General features: G+C 69.2%; 18 protein-coding genes, 1 tRNA gene and 2 pseudogenes. 10 read left to right on the forward strand and 11 right to left on the reverse strand.

Features of this window, described 5'->3' with window-relative positions; all coding sequences use genetic code 11:
• Positions 1-23: 23 nt before the first annotated feature.
• Both OG588_RS20440 and OG588_RS20445 read right to left on the reverse strand, forming a co-directional pair.
• Positions 24-329 (reverse strand): annotated as a pseudogene (locus tag OG588_RS20440) (transposase); the annotation flags it as partial.
• Between the two features lie 209 nt (positions 330-538).
• Positions 539-991 carry a MarR family transcriptional regulator gene (locus OG588_RS20445; RefSeq protein WP_366097156.1) on the reverse strand — a complete coding sequence of 151 codons (453 nt, stop codon included), beginning with the start codon at positions 989-991 and terminating at the stop codon, positions 539-541.
• Between the two features lie 90 nt (positions 992-1081).
• Here OG588_RS20445 and OG588_RS20450 point away from each other — a divergent pair, with 90 nt between their 5' ends.
• Complete coding sequence (locus OG588_RS20450; RefSeq protein WP_405948549.1) at positions 1082-1822, forward strand: SDR family NAD(P)-dependent oxidoreductase; 741 nt, start codon at positions 1082-1084, stop codon at positions 1820-1822.
• 159 nt (positions 1823-1981) lie between these two features.
• Here OG588_RS20450 and OG588_RS20455 read toward each other — a convergent pair whose 3' ends face one another.
• Positions 1982-3529: an FAD-dependent oxidoreductase gene (locus OG588_RS20455; RefSeq protein WP_405948550.1), complete on the reverse strand. Its 1548-nt coding sequence runs from the start codon at positions 3527-3529 to the stop codon at positions 1982-1984.
• Positions 3530-3643: 114 nt separating this feature from the next.
• On the opposite strand from OG588_RS20455, the gene OG588_RS20460 reads away from it, so the two are divergent.
• From OG588_RS20460 to OG588_RS20495, 8 genes and pseudogenes are all read left to right on the forward strand, one after another.
• The gene (locus tag OG588_RS20460; RefSeq protein ID WP_366093527.1) at positions 3644-4141 is read left to right on the forward strand and encodes a MarR family transcriptional regulator; all 498 of its coding nucleotides are present in this window, start codon (positions 3644-3646) and stop codon (positions 4139-4141) included.
• A gap of 369 nt (positions 4142-4510) precedes the next feature.
• Positions 4511-5008, forward strand: a pseudogene (locus tag OG588_RS20465) (recombinase family protein); the annotation flags it as partial.
• An 86-nt stretch (positions 5009-5094) separates the two neighbouring features.
• Positions 5095-5520: a hypothetical protein gene (locus OG588_RS20470; RefSeq protein ID WP_405948551.1), complete on the forward strand. Its 426-nt coding sequence runs from the start codon at positions 5095-5097 to the stop codon at positions 5518-5520.
• A complete protein-coding gene (locus OG588_RS20475; protein ID WP_405948552.1) occupies positions 5517-5726 on the forward strand; it encodes a hypothetical protein in 210 nt (69 codons plus the stop codon). Before OG588_RS20470 ends, OG588_RS20475 begins: the two co-directional genes overlap by 4 nt.
• 314 nt (positions 5727-6040) lie before the next feature.
• On the forward strand, positions 6041-6565 hold the full coding sequence (locus tag OG588_RS20480) for a hypothetical protein (protein ID WP_405948553.1): 525 nt from the start codon (positions 6041-6043) through the stop codon (positions 6563-6565).
• A gap of 2 nt (positions 6566-6567) precedes the next feature.
• Complete coding sequence (locus OG588_RS20485; RefSeq protein WP_405948554.1) at positions 6568-7779, forward strand: sensor histidine kinase; 1212 nt, start codon at positions 6568-6570, stop codon at positions 7777-7779.
• Positions 7776-8441, forward strand: coding sequence for a response regulator (locus tag OG588_RS20490; protein WP_405948555.1), 666 nt, complete (start codon positions 7776-7778; stop codon positions 8439-8441). Before OG588_RS20485 ends, OG588_RS20490 begins: the two co-directional genes overlap by 4 nt.
• Before the next feature lie 747 nt (positions 8442-9188).
• Positions 9189-9458 carry a hypothetical protein gene (locus OG588_RS20495; protein WP_405948556.1) on the forward strand — a complete coding sequence of 90 codons (270 nt, stop codon included), beginning with the start codon at positions 9189-9191 and terminating at the stop codon, positions 9456-9458.
• Positions 9459-9618: 160 nt separating this feature from the next.
• On the opposite strand, the gene OG588_RS20500 is transcribed toward OG588_RS20495, so the two are convergent.
• The 7 genes from OG588_RS20500 to galU form a co-directional block, all read right to left on the reverse strand.
• Positions 9619-9692: transfer RNA gene (locus tag OG588_RS20500), tRNA-Ala, on the reverse strand.
• A 61-nt stretch (positions 9693-9753) separates the two neighbouring features.
• Complete coding sequence (glpR, locus tag OG588_RS20505; RefSeq protein ID WP_405948557.1) at positions 9754-11088, reverse strand: gephyrin-like molybdotransferase receptor GlpR; 1335 nt, start codon at positions 11086-11088, stop codon at positions 9754-9756.
• 207 nt (positions 11089-11295) lie between these two features.
• On the reverse strand, positions 11296-11910 hold the full coding sequence (locus OG588_RS20510) for a GNAT family N-acetyltransferase (RefSeq protein WP_405948558.1): 615 nt from the start codon (positions 11908-11910) through the stop codon (positions 11296-11298).
• A gap of 20 nt (positions 11911-11930) precedes the next feature.
• Positions 11931-12473, reverse strand: a complete 543-nt coding sequence (locus tag OG588_RS20515; protein WP_405948559.1) for a molybdenum cofactor biosynthesis protein B — start codon at positions 12471-12473, stop codon at positions 11931-11933.
• Complete coding sequence (gene moaC / locus OG588_RS20520) at positions 12470-12982, reverse strand: cyclic pyranopterin monophosphate synthase MoaC (RefSeq protein WP_405948560.1); 513 nt, start codon at positions 12980-12982, stop codon at positions 12470-12472. The genes OG588_RS20515 and moaC overlap by 4 nt, the downstream gene beginning before the upstream one ends.
• A 62-nt stretch (positions 12983-13044) precedes the next feature.
• On the reverse strand, positions 13045-14367 hold the full coding sequence (gene glp / locus OG588_RS20525) for a gephyrin-like molybdotransferase Glp (protein ID WP_405948561.1): 1323 nt from the start codon (positions 14365-14367) through the stop codon (positions 13045-13047).
• A gap of 5 nt (positions 14368-14372) precedes the next feature.
• A complete protein-coding gene (galU, locus tag OG588_RS20530; protein ID WP_026150493.1) occupies positions 14373-15275 on the reverse strand; it encodes a UTP--glucose-1-phosphate uridylyltransferase GalU in 903 nt (300 codons plus the stop codon).
• Positions 15276-15407: 132 nt separating this feature from the next.
• Here galU and OG588_RS20535 point away from each other — a divergent pair, with 132 nt between their 5' ends.
• Complete coding sequence (locus OG588_RS20535) at positions 15408-15989, forward strand: 5-formyltetrahydrofolate cyclo-ligase (protein ID WP_405948562.1); 582 nt, start codon at positions 15408-15410, stop codon at positions 15987-15989.
• A 68-nt stretch (positions 15990-16057) separates the two neighbouring features.
• Here OG588_RS20535 and OG588_RS20540 read toward each other — a convergent pair whose 3' ends face one another.
• Entirely contained in the window at positions 16058-18808 is a 2751-nt protein-coding gene (locus OG588_RS20540; protein WP_405948563.1) for a penicillin acylase family protein, read from the reverse strand.
• Positions 18809-18971 lie beyond the last annotated feature (163 nt).

Consider the following 18971-nt stretch of genomic DNA (forward strand, 5'->3'; position numbering starts at 1 on the left):
GGCTTGCGGCTCTTCTTAGGACTTCCCTTGGGGCTTCCCTTGGGACTTCCCTTGCGGCTCCCTTTGCTGGCGATGACGGGCTTGATCCCGCGCGCCCACAACAGGCGGCGGTACTTGTCGAAGTCGTAGCCGCGGTCGGCGTACAGCCGTTTGGGCCGATTGCGGGGGCGACCGCGCAGTCCCCGGATACGTGGGATCGCTTCCAGTAACGGGATCAGCCGCGTGACGTCGTGCCGATTTCCCCCGGTCACGGAGACGGCCGGCGGAGTGCCGTGCTGGTCGACGATCACATGATGCCTGGAGCCAGGACGCCACCGAACCGCAGATGGAACGCGTCGACCTCGCGCAGGGTCCTCCGCAATGCTTCCTCGAACGCGGTGAGATCCGCTTTGCCACGAGAAGTGTCAGCGGGTCAGCCTCACTGAGCTCTCTCCTGATCCCTCTTCAGCGGTTCCGGCCGGTCCTGCCGGGGTGCGTCCCTTCGGGCGCGGAGGAGCTGCTGCACGGTGGGTCGGCGCTCTGTCGGGGTGGTGCTGTCTTATGCCAGGGCGGCGTTGATTCCACGGATAGCGGCGGTGAGGCCGGACAGGTCGTCGGCCTGGAGGTGATCGAGGACGCGTCGTCGCACACTCGCGCGGTGGTGGGGGTGTGCTTCGTTCATGGCTGTGAGTCCGGTGGTGGTGAGGGTGGTAATGATGCCGCGGAAGTTGTCGGGGTCACGGTTCTTGGCCACCAGGTCCCGGGTCCGCAGACTGTCGACGACCCGGGTGATCCGGCTCGGGGTCAGGCCCATGAGGCCGGCGAGTTCGGCCATGCGCAGGCGCTGCTCGGGTGCTTCGCTGAGCCGCAGGAGGACGGCGAATTCCGTCATCGTCAGGTCCCCGGCCCGGTTCATGTCGTCTTCCAGCAGCCGAGGAAGGGCGTGGACGAGGCGGCCCAGTTCGTGCAGCAGCTGCGTTTCCTGCGGGGTGAGCATGTCGGTATCGCGCATGGGCCTCACCCTGCCCGCCATCGTTTGACTACACAAGTGACTCCGAGTATCAATTGCCTAAGCAAGTGATGTCTACGGGAAGACGCCCTCATGAACCCCCTGACCGGCAAAGCGGCACTCGTGACCGGCGGCAGCCGGGGCATCGGCGCCGCGACCGTGCTGCGACTCGCCCGTGAGGGCGCGGACGTCGCCTTCACCTTCACCTCCTCCCACCACCGGGCCGAAGCCCTGGCCGAGCAGGTGAGGGAGCTGGGCCGCACCGCCGTTGCTCTCCAGGCGGACAGCACCGACCCCGCCCAGATACGCGACGCGGTCGACGACGCCGCCGCACGCCTCGGACGACTCGACATCCTCGTCAACAGCGCCGCCGTCATGATCCCCGGCACCATCGAGAAGCTCAGCGTCGACGACATCGACCGGACCTTCGCCCTCAATGTCCGCGCGGTCTTCCTCACCGTCCAGGAGGCGCTGCGGTACCTCCCCGAGGGAGGGCGGATCATCATCCTCGGCAGCAATGTCGCCGACTACACTCCCTTCCCCGGGATGGCGCTCTACGCCTCCAGCAAGTCCGCGCTCCACGGACTCACCCGCGGACTGGCCCGCGAGCTGGGCCCCCGCGGCATCAACACCGTGCTGGTCCAGCCCGGCCCCACCGACACCGACGCCAACCCCGCTGACGGCCCCCAGGCCCACCGCATGCGCGACCTCACCCCGCTGGGCCGCTACGGCCGCCCCGACGACATCGCCGCGATGATCGCCCACCTCGCCGGAGAAGGCGGACGCCACATCACCGGCACCACCATCACCATCGACGGCGGCCTCAACTCCTAGGACATTTTCTGGGGGTCCGGCGCCCAGCGCGTGGCGGTGTGCCGCAGCCGGCCCGGGCAGATCCCTGCCCGGGCCGGCTGCGGCACACCGGATCATCCGACGATGGTGCGGAGGATCGCCGGCTTTCGGTGCTGTCCGCCGTGTGTCCGATTCAGCGGGTCACAGGCCGTTGGTGGCGGCCAGGGCGAGGACGGCGGCCAGGTCGTCGGCGGGGCGGCGGGTGGCGATGTAGCCGTCGGGGCGGATGAGGACGAGTTCGTCGCCGGTGACCTGGTAGGCGTGGTGGGCGAGGTCGTCGGTGTCGATGACGGTGTTGGCGCCGGTGGCGGTCAGGTCGGTGGTCACCCGGATGGTGCGCGGGCCGTCGGGGGTCTGCTGGACGGCGTGGCTCCCGAAGGAGAGCAGGGTCCACTGGGGGCCGCGCAGCAGGTCGAACAGGCGGGTGGGGCTGCCGGTGTCGGCGTCGCGGCAGGGCGCGTCGGGGGCGCGGACCCCCGCGCCGGGGCCGTGGGTGAGAGGGCTGTCGGTGTAGGCGATGCCCAGGCCTGTGGTGCGGTCGTCGGTGAGTCCCTGCTGGGCGGAGGGGCCGTCGCCGGCGGCTGCCGTGCGCATCACGTTGCCCAGGCGGGTGGTGCTGTCGTCCAGGACGTTGCGGGCGACGGGGCGGCGCTCGTGCTCGTAGGTGTCGAGCAGGGCCGGGTCGGCGCCGTCGAGGAGGGCGGCGAGCTTCCAGCCGAGGTTGTAGGCGTCCTGGATGCCGGTGTTCATGCCCTGGCCGCCGGCCGGGGAGTGGATGTGGCCGGCGTCGCCGGCCAGGAGGATCCGCCCGGAGCGGTAGCGGTCGGCCAGGACCACGTTGATCCGGTAGAGGGAGAGCCAAGCGACGTCCTGGATGACCACGCCCGGGACTGTGGCGCGCTCGGCAAAGATGCGGCGGAACAGCTCCAGCGACGGCTCCTCGGGCTCGGCCTGGTCGGCGGGGATGGACGCCTGGAACTGCCACAGGTCGGTGCCGGGCAGCGGGAACAGCGACAGCAGGCCGTCTTCCTTGCTGGTCCACAGGTGCTGGCAGTGGCGGGACAGGCCGGTGACGCGGACGTCGCCCAGGTGCCAGCGCTGGTCGGTCAGGGAGACGCCGTGCATGTCGATGCCGGCCAGCGCGCGGACGGTGCTGCGTCCGCCGTCGGCGCCGACGGCGTAGCGGGCGCGCACGGTGCGGCTGCCCGCGTCGGGCCCGGCGGTGACGGTGGCGGCGACGCCGTCGTCGTCCTGCTGGAGGTCGGTGACCTCGCTCCCCCAGTGGATGACTCCGCCCAGTTCGGCCAGGCGGTCGCGCAGAATCTGCTCGAAGCGCGGCTGGGAGAGCCAGACCGGCGGGTAGGGGGCGTCCGTGGTGTGCGCGCCTCCGGCGAGCTCCACCGCCTCGGAGACCACCTGCTCGCGGTCGTAGCGGCGGGTGGGGACGTTCACCCGGCCCTGGGTCAGGACGCGCCCGGCCACGCCGAGGTCGTCGGCGACCTCCATGGTGCGGGGCTGGATGGTCTTGGCGCGGGAGGCGTTGCTGGGCGTGGTGGAGCGTTCCAGGAGGAGGAAGCTGATGCCGCGTCGGGCCAGGTCGCAGGCCAGGGTCAGGCCGGTGGGACCGGCGCCGATGATCAGGACGTCGGTCGTGGTCGGGTTCGCGGTGGTGGGAGTGGGCTCGTTCATGGCGTTGATTACCTACCTTAGGTATCATGTTTGACGATGGCCCGATCTCCTGCGAGGTCGGCTTCCGGAAGAGACAATATACCTACGTTAGGTATCTATCAAGGGAGCATAGACATGGATCCTCTCAGCGAGAAGGCGACCGGGCTGCTGCCGCACCTGCTCCAGCTGCGGACCCTGCTCAACCGTGGGCAGCTCTACGAGCAGGCCGTCCAGGAAGCAGGAGTGGCACTGGACCGGCCCGCCATGACGATCCTGGTCATCCTGGACGCCGCCGAACGCCCGCTGCGGGTCGGCGAGATCGCCACCCGCATGCAGGTCGTCGGACCCCACGTCACCCGCCACCTCAACAGCCTGGAAAAGCGGTCGATCATCAAGCGCGTCCCCGACCCCGAAGACCAAAGGGCCCGCCTGATCGCCCTTACCCCGTCCGGGCAGCGGATCGTCCAGCAGTACACGGCCATCGTCAACGGCTGGTTCACCGCGGCGCTCGCCCAGTGGCCCGACCACGACCGCACCGAGCTCATCCGTCTGCTCACCCGCTTGACCGGTGACCTGACCACTCAATTCGACGCCGTCGCCGCCGGCGGCACCCCGGCCCGGGGCGAGGACTGAAATTCACTGCGGGACCAGATCGCCGACCGGCAAGCGCCGCGGCACCTACGACGGACGCAGGCTGAGCCACCACGAGCCCTGAGCCCGCAGAGTGCCCGCACGCGGAACACCCGACGGCCGGAACAACAGCTCCACGGAGCCGTCCGACCGGCCATCCAGGCGCAGGCTGCGGAGTGGGGCGACGGGGCGCACGCCAGCTCCATGGTGCCGTCAATCGCAGTCACGCCGGCGCTGGGCACCTCTCACAAATGACCGGATGCGAGAGTTCTGAGAACACCCTCCGGGCGATCACGTTTCCGCAGGTCGCCATGTGCAGAAAACCTCTCAGAACCTCGTCGTTCTGCCAAATAGTTCTGACGGACTTCCGGGGTGGACCTGTCGCCCGATCAAGCAGCAAATGCGGGAGAACGAAACGACTGTCCGAAGCGTGAAGCCCCGGCCGGGAGTCCGTGCCTCACCCGCGGCGGGAAGACCGCGACGAAGTACCACACCCCGCGCTTCATCCTCGTCCCCGCGCTCCGCGAAGAACTCGACGTCCGCATCCCCGAGGACCGCGGACCCGGCCAGGCGTGGAAGCCGGGACCGCCGGTCGGGGCGGCACCCGTCGCGCCGGCCGCGAAGCCGATCCGGATCGGGTGCGCCCGGTGCTCGACCGCCCAGCAGGAACTCCAGTCCCAACTCGATGCCCTCGCCCTCGCGCAGTGCAAGCGCGTCTTCTCCGAGAAGATCAGCACCCGCGTCAAGGTGCGGCCCGAGCTGGAGGAAGCGCTCAAGCTCGCGTACGACATCAAGGAGGCCGCCCCCGACCAGGAGGTCATCCTCACCGTCCACGAGCTGAAGCGCCTCGCGCGTAACGCGGCCGAGCTGATGACCCTGTCCACCCAGCTCCAGACCGCCGGCGTCCAGCTCGAACTCCTCACCGGCCCCTCCCCGGCATCTACGACCCCAAGGGCATGGGCCCCATATTCTTCGCCGTCCTCGCCGTCGACGCCCAACTCGACCGCAACTACATCCGCGAGAAGACCCTGGAGGGCCAGGTCACCGCGGCGAGCAAGGACAACCACGGCGGACGCCCCAAGGTCATCGACGACGACTCCCTCACCTTCGCCGTCGCGCTGAAGGACAAGGGCGTCCCCGTCCCGGAGATCGCGAAGAAGCTCACCATCAAGACCGGCAAGAACGTGGGCAAGCGCCCCTCGGTCGCCTCGCTCTACCGGGCCCTGGCCGAAGCCGAGGAGGCCGACGCTTCCGACGAAGCACAGGTCATCGGCCCCCGGCGGCAGGTCCGCGCCCGCATCACCGGCCCCGGCAGCGGCACCGACCCAGAGCTGATGGAACGGCTCACCCGGCAGGTACTCGACGGAAAGACAGACGTATGAGCGACGCCGAGCAGAACGTCACCCGGATCGGACGCCCGCAGCCTCCCCACGACTACAAGACGTACCACGGCCCCGTCGAGACCAAGACCCGTGAGAACAACGTCCACGTCATCACGTTCACCGCCTCCGAGGAATCCGACCTCCTCCACGCGGCCGGCTCGTGGATGGCGGAGAACCTCGACGCCGTCCTCATCGGCCTGAACTGAATCGGCGACTTTCTGTCCCCGCACGACATCGACCCGCCCGGCCCCCACTCCACCGCGTGGACCTCACCGTCGGCCTCGGCACCACACCGCCGGCCATCCTCAAGGTCCCGACCAGCCCTGCGGCCAGCCGCACAGACTGATCACCGGTACGCCAGCGCGGGGCAACACAGCGCGCAGCAATCACGCTGCCGGCGTTTTCCTTGGTGTGGCGTCGCCCGGCAGGTGGGGTGGACATCGGGGAGCGGTTGATCTCCACCCCCGTTTCCACCCATGGGTCCAGGTGCTGTGAGCCACATCGCAGCAGTCTTGAGGGCATGACAACGACCGAGTGGATCACCGACATCGCCCTCATCCTCGTCGTCTTCCGGCAGTTGCGGGAAGGCCGACTCGACCTCAAGTCCTTCCTGATCCCGCTGGGGATCGTGACCTTCGTGGCCTACTCGTACCTGGACAGCGTTCCTACCGCGGGCAACGACCTGCTGCTGATCGGGGTCCTGATGAGCGTGGGTGCTGCGCTCGGCGTCGCCGGCGGCATCTACACCCGGCTCCGGACCGTTGGCGAGCACGTCCTGATCAAGGCCGGTGCGGTGTCGGCGATCCTGTGGGTAGTGGGCATGGGGGCGCGGATGGGTTTCCAGATGTGGACCGAGCACGGTGGTGGCGCCGACGACGTCGCCCGGTTCAGCATCACTCACCACATCACCAGCGAGGATGCCTGGGTAGCGGCGTTCGTGTTGATGGCACTCACTGAGGTGGTCACGCGGCTGGCGACGATCTTCATACGAAGCCGGACCCGGACGGTGACCCACCCCGTGCCCGCCCTCGACCGTACGGCCTGACCGTGAGTTATGTTCTGCCCGTGTTCGCAACCGAGAGCGCCCCGCCCCATGGGAAGACCGCGGCCCAAGGGGCGGGCTCGCGGCCGGTTCCCGGACAGGACCCGCGTGTGCAGTGGGTGCTGACCCTCGCGGTCATCGTCGTCGGAATCCTGACGATCCGGCCCATGGGTTTCAGCGACCGGGGTCTGACCGTCGCTGTCCTCTTCGTGATCAACTCTGCGGCGCTGCTGGCCCGGCGCCTGCCCGAGAGCAAGGTTCCCCAGCATCTCGCTCTCGTCTGGCTGTCCCTCGGCGTCGTCGCGGCGGCCGCTCTGATCGGCGCCGGCCGCAGCGGAACGACTTACCTTTTCGCCTTCTTCCTCGCCGGTCACATCGGATACCGGCTCGAGACCAAGCCGGCCCTCGTTCTCGCGGGGATCTGCAGTCTGCTCTGCGGCGGTGTCCTGTACCTCCACCTCGGGCCGGGGCACCTCCTGTTGCCCTGGGCACTCGGTCTCGCCACCGGCGCCCCGGTCCTGGTCGGCATCGTCAACCGCAGTCAACGCCGGGCCGTACTGGCGGCGATCGCGGCAGCCGAGTCGGCCGAACGCGCCGCCCGGGCCGAGGCCCAGACCGCCGTGCTGACCGAGCGCAGTCGGATCGCACGGGACGTGCACGACGTTCTGGCGCACTCGCTGGCCGGGATCAACATGCAGTTGGAGCTGGCCGATGCACTGATCGACACCGGTGACCTGGAGAAGGTCCGGGAGGCCAACAACAAGGCCCACGGCCTGGTCAAAGAGAGCCTGAAACAGGCTCAGTGGACCGTGCACGCGCTGCGCGAGGACTCGCTGCCGCTGCTGGAGAGCCTGGCCGCGATGCTCGAATCGTCGGGTCACCGTGGCGTTCTCACCGTCACCGGGACCGTCCGTGAGGTGCCGGTCGAAGTGACCCAGAATCTGCTGCGGATCGCCCAGGAGGCGCTGACCAACGCCGCTCGGCACGCTCCCGGGGGAGATGCCGGCGTGGAGCTGACGTTCGCCGCCTCCTCGACCACACTGAGGATCTGCAACCGCCCCGCCACCCGTGAGGTGACCGCGGGCGTCGGTAGCGGGATGGGGTTGATCGGAATGCGCGAACGCGTCGCTCTGCTGGGCGGAACCGTCACCGCGGGCCCGGTCACCGAGGGACCGGATCAGGGCGGCTGGCAGGTGGAGGCAGTGATCCCGGGATGAGTGAACCGACCGAGAAGCCGCAGCGGTTGAGGGTGGTCGTCGCCGACGATCAGGCCGCCGTTCGGGAGCCGCTCGCCGCAGTGCTCGGGCTGTCCGAGGACATCGACGTCGTCGCGGCCGCCGCGGACGGAAGCGAGGTGCTGACGGCTGTTGCCGCCGGGCCTGTGGACGTCGTGCTGATGGACCTGCGCATGCCCGTGATGGACGGGATCGAGGCAACCCGTCGGCTGGGCGAGGAGTACCCGGAGGTGGCGGTGGTCGTGCTGACCACCTTCGCCGACGACGACTCGATCCTGGGCGCGCTGAGCGCAGGAGCCCGTGGTTACCTGACCAAGAACGCGGGACGCCAGGACATCACCCGGGCGATCCGGGCCGCTGCCGCCGGTCAGTCCGTGCTCGACCGCGAAGTCCAGGACCGGCTGCTCGCCACCGTCAGGACCAAGGCGCCGGTGCCGGGACAGGCCCTGCCCGAGGACCTCACACCCCGCGAACGCGACGTACTCACCCTCATCGGCCAGGGCCTGCCCAACCGGGGCATCGCGGAGAAGCTCTTCATCAGCGAGGCCACAGTCAAGACCCACATCAACAATCTGTTCGCCAAAGCGGGGATCCACGACCGAGCCGACGCCGTCCGTCGCGCCATCGAGGCCGGCCTGACCTGACCTGCCTGAGACGCCGCAGCCGACGTGCACCGGGCCGGTTCGACAGTGGAGCGAGTCAGCACCGGCTCTCTGCGGCAGTACATACAGCACGCCGGCGAGCGCCGCCCGGTCGGGAATACCCAACCGCCCCGGACAGCGGCGGCGCCGCTCGGGAGCAGGCGGCAGCAGCTGGGTAACCCGCTCCCCCAGGTCGTCAGGAACAAGAAAGGAAAGCACTGCCCTCGGCGGAGTCGCCGAGGAGGTCATCACCTTGGCAGTCGCTTTCAACCGCGTCAGCCCTGAACGATGGCGGCGCGATCACCCGTACTTCCAACTCCTCGACGTCCTGCGCACCAACGCGAAGCGGGCCGAGACATGCATCGCGCAACTTGAAGAGGAGGGCGACTACGGGAGTACCTCCCACTTCCACGCTGACATCGACGCACTCAGCGCCCTCACTCGGTTCTACAACGCACAGGACAAGGGCGAAGACCCCGACCCAAGCGCCGTAGGCGAGGCCCTTCAAGACGCCGATACCTTCGGCAGGCCACCGCCGCCCACACAGCGGCCAAGCCGCCCGTTCCCATTCCCCGGACCGAACGGCTGCGGCCACCGCCAGCGGACCATCTGCCGAAGATCTGCCAGAAGCCCACCATCACCGTCCGCCCCGGCGACCTCGGGAAGATCGACAAGTACCGGCAGGACCGGCACTACCTCCACCCGGCCTGGCAGGACGCCTACCGCCCCGGCCGAGCCAACATTGAGGGGTTGAACGGCAGGGCCAAGAGCCACGGCATCGATATCGCCGACCCCCGCCAGCGACTCGCCCACGGCCGCGTCGCCCAGACCATCCTCCTCGCCTTGATGATCCTCACCATCAACCTGGGCATCCTGCTCACCTGGGACCAGACCACGACGGAGACTTCCTCCAACGCCGTCCCCGCAGACTCCACGACACCGAACGGGCTCACGCCACCGCCGGTCATCGCAACCGGACTGCCCCCGCCCCGCCGGCCCCCGGACGCCACAGCAAACTGACACCTCAGCAGCGCGCCGAGAGCATCCACGCGCCCACAGCCATCGCCACGTCCGGACACCGCCTCGAACAGGTCCAGCACATGCAAAGATCCCGCCCGATCAACAGATCGGACGGGATCTCGTCAACTACTCCCGAGCTAACTCAAGAACAGTCGTGCGGTGGACCTGTGGGGATTTGAACCCCAGACCCCCTCGATGCGAACGAGGTGCGCTACCAGACTGCGCCACAGGCCCTTGCAACGAGTGAAACTCTAGCATCCCCGTCAGGGTGCTTGGAAATCCGTTCCTTGCCTGGTCACTCGTTGGCCGCGCGGGGCCGTTCGCCGTCCTCGTACTGGTCGAACAGGGGGGTACGGCCCCGCTCTCGGGCCCGGCGGGCGGACGCGGCGCGGCGGGCGTCGGTGCGGCCGTCCGGCGTCGCTTTGTCCTCCGACGAGTCCTCCGCATCCTCGTCCCGAGCGTCGCGGGCGTCACGGTCGTCCATGGCGTCCCGTCCGTCGCGGTCGTCCCGCGCGGTGGACTGCGCCTCCTGCTCCGGTGCTACGGAACTGGAGCGGGCCGAGCTCCACGCGTCCGGTGCCCCGAGGTCCACGTCGGACGTGGCGCGCGGTGCGACCGGCGCGGTGACGTACGTCGGCAGCGGTACCGGTACCGGGTCCCAGCTGTCACCCTGGCCGGGTCGGCGCTGCCGCTCGCGCTGCTGGTCGACCCACTCGGCGTGGTCGGTCTGCTCGACGAGGGCGCGGCGGTCGGCGGCGAGCGCGGACAGCCCGGGGTCCGTCGCCGGTTCCGAGCCCTCGTCGGTGTCGTCGATCCGGGCGTCCACGGACGCGCGCCTGCGCGGCTGACGCTCGCGCAGCCGCTGCGCGGCGACCTCGGCCTGGCGCCGGTCCATCTGGTAGGCGAAGCGGCGGCGTTCCTGGGAGCGCAGGTAGGCGATGTATCCGCTGAGCAGGACCGCCGGTACGCCGGGCGCCCAGAGCAGGGCGAGCCCGCCGACCGCCGCGACGATCGCGCCGAGCGTGAAGGCGAGGAAGAGCATCACGGTGGTACGTCTACGGCGCGCGAGCACCTTCACGCGCCGGGCGCGCGCTGCCGCGGCCTCCTCGGCGGGCGAACGCCGAGCGACCGGCGCGCGCTTGCGCGCAGGCGCGGACGCGGGTGCGGACTTGGCGGACTTGGGCGCCTGGGCCGCGGCGGGGGCTTGCTGGGGTACCGGTTTTGACGCCTGCTCACGCGCCGGTTCACGGACCGGCTCACGCTCGGGTTCGCGCGCCGCCCCACGTTCCGGTTCGCGCGCCGCTTCCGGGCGCTCCTGATTCTGCTGCCGGACGGGCGCGTGCACCTGGGGACGGACAGGGGGCATGGCGAAGGCCCGGACGTCCACCGAATCGGTGACGGCGTCCGGCACTACGGCGCTGGACTCCCCCTCCTCGGTGGAGCGCGCCCGCAGGTCCTTGGCGTACCGGCGCTCCATCCCCGCCCGTCCGGACAGCAGCCGGATGGCGGTGCTGAAGCGTTCCGTCGGACGGGCCTCGTTCAGCTCGTCCTGCCTACGGAGCCACATCGGCACCAAGTAGGCGGCCCAGGCCCCGACAATGACTGCGTAGATGAGGCCGCTGCTGCTCACGCCTCACACGGTAGAGGGGTTTGCGTGAGGCCATCTGCCAATTGAGCCGGTGTGTCGCACGATCTGGCTGATATTTCGAGCTTTTTTTGTGATGGATGCGATCAACAGGCCGCTCGGTTGGCGAATTCATTGCCCCGAGACGGTCATTCGTCGATCACTTTCGAACACTTATTCCATTTCTGGGCTTCGGGTCCAACGGGCTTGCCGCTATGCGGGATTGTCGTGCGGGGTGCTCCGGGAGCGTGCCCGCTGCCAGCGGGCCAGCAACCCCTCGGGCACCTCTTCCGCGGTGAGCGCGAAGACGAGGTGGTCGCGCCAGGCGCCGTCGATGTGGAGATAACGGGGCCTGAGGCCCTCCTCACGGAATCCGAGTTTCTCGACGACCCGACGGCTCGGGCCGTTCTCCGGGCGAATGCAGACCTCGATGCGATGCAGTCCCACGGCCCGGAAACAGTGGTCCACGACGAGCGCCAGGGACGTCGGCATCACTCCGCGCCCTGCCACCGATTCGTCCACCCAGTAGCCGATGTGGCCCGAGCACATCGAGCCCCAGGTGATCCCGGCGACCGTCAACTGCCCGACCAGACGCCCCTGGTATTCGATGACGAACGGCAGCATCCGGCCCGAGTTCGCCTCGGAACGAAGATGCCGGACCATCTGCCGGTACGTCGGCCGGTGTGCGATCGGCCCGCTGGGGGTGGGCGGCGGAATGGTCGCCTCCCAGGGGCGCAGCCAGTCCCGGTTGCGCCGGTTGACCTCGCGCCAGGCCCGCTGGTCGCGGAGCTTTATCGGCCTCAGGACGATGTCGCCGTCCACCAGCACGGCGGGCCAGGATGGGCTGTTCAGCTCGCACCCCCACTGGTGTCGGCGGGTCTGGGGTGATCGCCGCCTCGGATCTGGTCCACGGCGTGCGCCAGCAGGGGCTCCAGGACGGCGAGGCCGTCCCTCACCCCGCCGGTGGACCCCGGCAGGTTGACGATCAGTGTGCCCCGGGCGACTCCGGCCAGGCCCCGGGAGAGCGCCGAAGTCGGCACCTTGTCCCGGCCGTACGCCCGGATGGCCTCGGCGATGCCGGGCACCTCGTAGTCGATCACCGCGCGGGTCGCTTCGGGGGTGCGGTCGGTGGGCGAGACGCCGGTGCCGCCGGTGGTGACGACGGCGTCGTAACCGGCTTCCACGGCAGCCCGCAGCGTGGCCTCGACCGGGTCGCCGTCGGGGACCACCTGGGGCCCGTCGACAGCGAAGCCGAAGCCCTTGAGGCCGTCCGCGATCAAGGGGCCGCCCTTGTCCTCGTAGACCCCGGAGGCAGCGCGGTTGGAGGCGGTGACCACCAGTGCGCTGTACGGCGCGAGCAGCGCACCGCCGACCGAATCGTCGAGCGTCATGTCCGGCTCCAGTCGCCCGACTTGCCGCCCGTCTTCTCCTCCACGCGCACGTCCGTGATGACCGCTCCCTTGTCGACCGCCTTGACCATGTCGATCACGGTGAGCGCCGCGACGGAGACCGCGGTGAGGGCCTCCATCTCGACGCCCGTGCGGTCCGCCGTCTTCACGGTGGCCCGGATCCGTACGGAGTCGTCCGCGACCGACAGATCCAGTTTCACACCCGACACCGACAACGGGTGGCAGAGCGGGATGAGGTCCGGGGTGCGTTTGGCGCCCATGATCCCCGCGATGCGCGCGGTGGCCAGGGCGTCGCCCTTGGGGACGCCCTCACCGCGCAGCAGTTCGACCACGCGGGGCGAGACGAGGACGCGTCCGCTGGCGGTGGCGGTGCGCGCGGTCACGTCCTTCCCGGACACGTCGACCATCCGGGCGGCGCCCGCGTCGTCGATGTGCGTCAGTCGGTTGTGCGCAAGGGGTCCAGGGGTTTCCCCCCGGAAAGGCTCAGTCATGCTGTGTGGCGCTCCCGGTCCGGGCGTGTTGTGCGCGACACGGTACCGCCAACTTGGAGTACTCAGCCGAGCAGGACCACCTGGACCTCGGTGCCGGGTTCCACGGACTCGACGTCCTCGGGGACGACGATCAGCGCGTCGGCGAGCGCGAGGGCCGCGACCAGGTGCGATCCGGCGCCCCCTACGGGGGTGACTTCTCCGTCGGCGTACGTCCCGCGCAGAAACTGTCTGCGGCCCTTCGGGGAGGTCAGCGCCTTGTCGGTGGTGAGGGTGGCCCGGGTCGTCGGGCGGTGCACGTCGTCCAGGCCCATCAGGGCGCGGATCGCGGGGCGGACGAACAGCTCGAAGGAGACGTACGACGACACCGGGTTGCCGGGGAGGGCCAGCAGCGGGATGTGGTCGGGGCCGATGGAGCCGAAGCCCTGGGGTTTGCCGGGCTGCATGGCGAGCTTGCGGAAGTCGATCCCGGCACCCTCCTCGTCCCCGTCCCCTACGGAGGACAGCGCCTCCTTGACGACGTCGTACGCCCCGACGCTCACGCCGCCGGTGGTGACCAGGAGGTCGGCGCGGACGAGTTGGTCCTCGATGGTGTCGCGGAGGGTCTCGGCGTCGTCGGCGACGGCGCCGACCCGGTAGGCGATGGCTCCGGCGTCGCGGGCGGCGGCGGTGAGGGCGAAGCTGTTCGAGTCGTAGATCTGGCCGTCGGCCAACTGCTCGTCGGGCTGGACGAGTTCGCTGCCGGTGGACATGACGACCACGCGCGGGCGCGGGCGTACGCGGACCGTGCCTCGGCCGATCGCGGCGAGCAGGGCGATCTGCGGCGGGCCGAGGACGGTGCCCGCGTCCAGGGCGCGGTCGCCGGCCTTCACGTCGCTGCCCTTCGCGCGTACGTGCGCGCGTGCCTCCGCCGAGCGGTACACGTGCACGTGCCCGCCGGCTCCCTCTGGGGCCTGGCTGCGGGCCCGCATGCCGGTGACCGGGCCGCCGCCGAGGCCTCCGTCGGTCCACTCCACGGGGACGACGGCCTCGGCGCCGGGCGGGAGCGGAGCGCCGGTCATGATGCGGGCGGTCTCACCGGGGCCCACGTGGAGCGGCTCGCTCTGGCCCGCCGCGACATCGCCGACGACCGTCAGGACGGCCGGGAACTCCTCGCTGGCGCCCGCGACGTCCGTGACCCGCACCGCGTATCCGTCCATCGAGCTGTTGTCGAAGGGCGGGAGCGAGACCGGCACCGTGATGTCCTCGACCAGGACGCAGCCCTGGGCGTCGAGCAGTTGCAGCTCGATGGGTTCCAGGGGGCGGACGGTCGCGAGGATGTCCTCCAGGTGCTCGTCCACCGTCCAGAGGTGGTCGGGCCCTGCGGTGCGGTTCGCGGCGGTGCTCAACGTTGCTACATCTCCTCGGCTACGTAACTGCGAAGCCAGGCGCGGAAGTCCGGGCCCAGGTCTTCACGTTCGCACGCGAGTCTGACAATGGCACGCAGATAGTCGCCCCGGTCGCCGGTGTCATAGCGGCGGCCCTTGAAGACGACGCCGTGCACGGGGCCGCCGATCTTCTCGTCGGTGGCCAACTGCTGGAGGGCGTCGGTGAGTTGGATCTCGCCGCCGCGGCCGGGCTCGGTCTTGCGCAGTATGTCGAAGATGTGCGGGTCGAGGACGTAGCGGCCGATGATCGCATAGTTCGACGGGGCGTCGGCCGCGTCCGGCTTCTCGACCAGGCCGGTCACCTTGACGACGTCGTCGTCCGCGGTGGCCTCGACGGCCGCGCATCCGTAGAGGTGGATCTGCTCGGGCGCGACCTCCATGAGCGCGATGACGCTGCCGCCGTGCTGCTCCTGGACCTCGACCATGCGCGCGAGGAGGGGGTCGCGGGGGTCGATGAGGTCATCCCCGAGGAGGACGGCGAAGGGCTCGTGGCCGACGTGCGGGGCCGCGCACAGGACCGCGTGACCGAGGCCCTTGGGGTCGCCCTGGCGGACGTAGTGCATGGTGGCGAGGTCGCTGGACTCCTGGACCTTGGCCAGCCGGCTCGCGTCGCCCTTCTTCTGAAGGGCGGATTCGAGCTCGTAGTTGCGGTCGAAGTGGTCCTCCAGGGGGCGCTTGTTTCGTCCGGTGATCATGAGGACGTCGTCGAGCCCAGCCGACGCGGCCTCTTCGACCACGTACTGGATCGCGGGCTTGTCCACGACCGGCAACATCTCCTTGGGAGTTGCCTTGGTGGCCGGCAGGAACCTGGTGCCGAGACCGGCTGCGGGGATGACAGCCTTGCTGATCCTGGGGTGCGACTGAGTCATGCCCGAACCTTATCCGGTGCCTTTGTGCTGAATCTGTGGCTCCGGTTAAAACGCTCTCATATGAGCACATTAGGAAGGGTACGGGTGGGACCTGTGCGTCACCTAGGACATGAACCTGAGCCTGACAAGCGAATGTTGCGACGAGAGTTCCTCTCGGTGAGGAACAGGTTGACGGCCGATGACGTACGGGAGGCCGCCGTCGCGCTCGCCCAGCGTGCCCTGGAACTGCCCGAGTTGGCGCACGCGCGCACGGTGGCGGCGTACGTCTCCGTAGGGAGCGAACCCGGAACCCCCGTACTCCTGGACGCACTCCGCGCGCGCGGCATCGACGTCCTGCTCCCCGCGCTGCTCCCGGACAACGACCTGGACTGGGGCGTCTACGACGGCGAGGGCTCGCTCGCGCGGGTCCAACACGGCGGAAAGATGGCCCTGTTCGAGCCCTCCGGCGAGCGGCTCGGCCCGGACGCCGTGAGCGGCGCCGACGTCGTCCTGCTGCCCGGTCTGGCGGTCGACGGGCGCGGGATGCGCCTGGGGCGCGGCGGGGGGTCGTACGACCGCGTGCTGGCGCGGCTGGAGCGGGCGGGTGTCCATCCCGCGCTGGTGGTGCTGCTGTACGACTCCGAGGTCGTCGAGCACATGCCTACGGAAGCGCACGACCGGCCGGTGCGGGCGGTGGTGACGCCGGCGGGTGTGCGGCGGTTCGCGGGGAACTGAAGGGCAACTGAAACGGCCCTCCACGCGTGTGTGGAGGGCCATTTCAGTTTGTTCGGTTGTTCAACGACTCACGGTTTGAGCACCAGGGTGTCGCTCGTGCTGCCGTCGACCGCCTTGGACGAGAACGACCAGGGCAGCAGCTCGCCGTCGACCCACTTGCCGGTCTGGTCGGTGTAGTGCGCGCTGTAGGCGTGCCCGGAGGCTCCGGTGAGGTTGATCCACTTGGACTTGTCGAAGTCGTCGAGGTTGACCACCATGCGCATCGACGGCACCCAGACGACTCCGTAGCCGCCGGCCGCGTTCCAGCCGGTCGCGTTGACCGTGGCCTCGCCGCCGCTGAGCTTCCAGGGGCCGCGGTTGAGGACGTACTGGACGATGCCGGGGCCGCTGGTGCCCAGGGTCTGGTTCTTCAGGAACAGGCGGTGCAGCCGGCCCCAGCTCCAGGTGTCGATGTCCTTGCCGAGCTTGGCGGTCAGCTCCCAGCGGGCGTCGATCATGGCGCGCTTGAACAGCTGGTTCATGTTGCTCGCCGACGGACGGTTGCCCGACGCGGGGGTCTTCCACCAGTCGCTGTTCGGGTCGTCCATCAGCTTGCGGACGACCTCGAACCAGCGGTCGCCGCCGTCCGGTTGGGCGTCGTCGGCGTCACGCTCGCCGCACTCGCGCACCTTCTGGTTGTCCTCGTCGGCGGGACCGGTGGTGTCGACCGGGGCGACGTACAGGCACTGGCCCTCGACCCGCAGCTCCTTGGGCAGCTTGTTGCCGAAGGCGAGCTTGAGGATGTTGCGCCAGACCGAGTTGAAGTAGGCGGCCGCCGCCGAGTCGGCGTCCTGGGTGTAGTCCCAGCCCTCCAGGAGCTTCTGCGCCTCGCGCACATCCGGGTCGGGCTCGTCGATCTTCAGCAGCTTGGGCACGAGCAGCTTGGCGATCTCGCTGCTGTCGTCGAGCTGCATCTGCCGCATGTCGTCGGTGGAGATCTTGCCGCCGCCGTCGATCTTCGACTGGATCAGATCGGTGATGCGCTGACTGCGGGTGCCGTAGCCCCAGTCCGTGGTGAGCGTGTACGGGTACTTGTCCTTGTCGATCACGGCCTGGTTGGCGGTGACGATGTAGCCGCGTTTCGGGTTGTACTCGTACGGCAGGGCGGCCTGTGGGATGTAGCCGGTCCAGTCGTACTTGGAGTCCCAGCCGGGCACGGGCAGCGAGCCGTCGCCCTTGCCGCGGATCGGGATCCTGCCGGGCAGCGTGTAGCCGATGTTGTTCTTGGTGTCGGCGTACACGAGGTTCTGCGAGGGCACGTCGAACTTGGCGGAGGCCGAGCGGAACTCGCTCCAGTCGGACGCCTTGTCGATGGCGAAGACGGCGTCCATGGTGGTGCCCGGGTCCTCGGCGGTCCAGCGCAGGGAGATGCCGTAGCCGTCGCCTCTGTCAGGGGCCGCGGTGTCGACGGCGGCCTTCTTGCCGACCTTCACCAGTTCGTCGTTGCGGTCCGAGAGCAGCGGTCCGTTGTCGGTCGACCGGACGACGATCTTCTTGGACGCGCCGCCGGCGACCTTGATGGTCTCCGTGCGGGTCGTGAAGGGCTTCGTGGTGCCGTCGACCAGGTAGCCGTCGCCGGAGAGCTTCTCCAGGTAGAGGTCGGTGACGTCGACCCCGGAGTTGGTCATGCCCCAGGCGATGTCCTGGTTGTGGCCGATGACGACGCCGGGCATGCCCGCGAAGGTGTAGCCGCTGACGTCGTACTGGCACTTGCTGGAGATCGCGCGGCAGTGCAGGCCCATCTGGTACCAGACGGACGGCAGCGAGGCTTCCAGGTGTGGATCGTTGGCCAGGAGGGGCTTGCCGGTGATGGTGTTCTTCCCGGCGACGACCCAGGAGTTGGAGCCGATGCCCTGGCCGTTCACGCCGACGGCCGTCGGGAGGTCGTCCAGGACGTTCGAGAGGCCCGCCAGCTGGCTCGTGAGGGCCGAACCGGACGAGGACGACGTCGAGCCCGTCGTACCGCTCGTGGACGTGCTGGAGGAGCTGTCACCGCCGTCGAAGGTCTTGGTGTACTCGTCGTACTCGCCCTCGGTGACGATCGCCTGGTTGCGGCTGTACGGATAGTCCGGGTACAGGTCCGCGATCTGCTGGGGGCCCAGGCGGCTGGTCATCAGGGCGCGGTCGATCTCGTCCTTCATGTTGCCGCGCAGGTCCCAGGCCATCGCCTTGAGCCACGCGACCGAGTCGACCGGGGTCCACTTCTGGGGCTTGTAGTTGTTCTTGAAGCCGAGGGCCGCGTACTCCAGGGAGATGTCCTTGCCGTCCTTGCCCTGGAGGTAGGCGTTGACTCCCTTGGCGTACGCCTGGAGGTACTTCTTCGTGGAGGCCGACAGTTTGGTGTCGTACTCCTTCTGAGCCACCCGGTCCCAGCCCAGGGTGCGCAGGAACTCGTCGTCCTTGACCTGGTCCTTGCCGAACATCTCGGACAGCCGCCCGGCGGTCATGTGCCGGCGCACGTCCATCTCGTAGAACCTGTCCTGCGCCTGGACGTAGCCCTGCGCCATGAACAGGTCCGCGTCGGAGGACGCGTAGATCTGCGGGATGCCGTAGCTGTCACGCTTGACGTCGACGGGCCCCGACAGGCCCTCGAGCGTGATCGAGCCCGTGGTCTGCGGAAGGGAGGCGCGGACCGTGCTGACGGACCAGTACGCGCCGTAGGCGATGCCCCCGATGATGGCCATTACCAGAACAAGCACCAGTAGACGGGCTTTGCGCCCCTTTTTCCTGCCGGACTTGCCGGGCTTATGACCCGATGAGGCGGTGGTGTTGGGGGGCATCGCTGTCCTTGCTGTCCTAACGCGAGCGGCAGGGCGGGCTGTGCTTTTGACTGAGCGCTGGAGCAACCATAGGCGCAGGGTCCCGAGCGACTTGACGCGGAGTCGGGTACCGACGCGGACGGGCGTTCGATCTTGCCTCGGGAAGTGTCAAGAAAGCGTCAAG

It is taken from the genome of Streptomyces prunicolor (assembly GCF_045162825.1).
In the GTDB taxonomy this organism is placed as follows: Bacteria; Actinomycetota; Actinomycetes; order Streptomycetales; family Streptomycetaceae; genus Streptomyces; species Streptomyces prunicolor.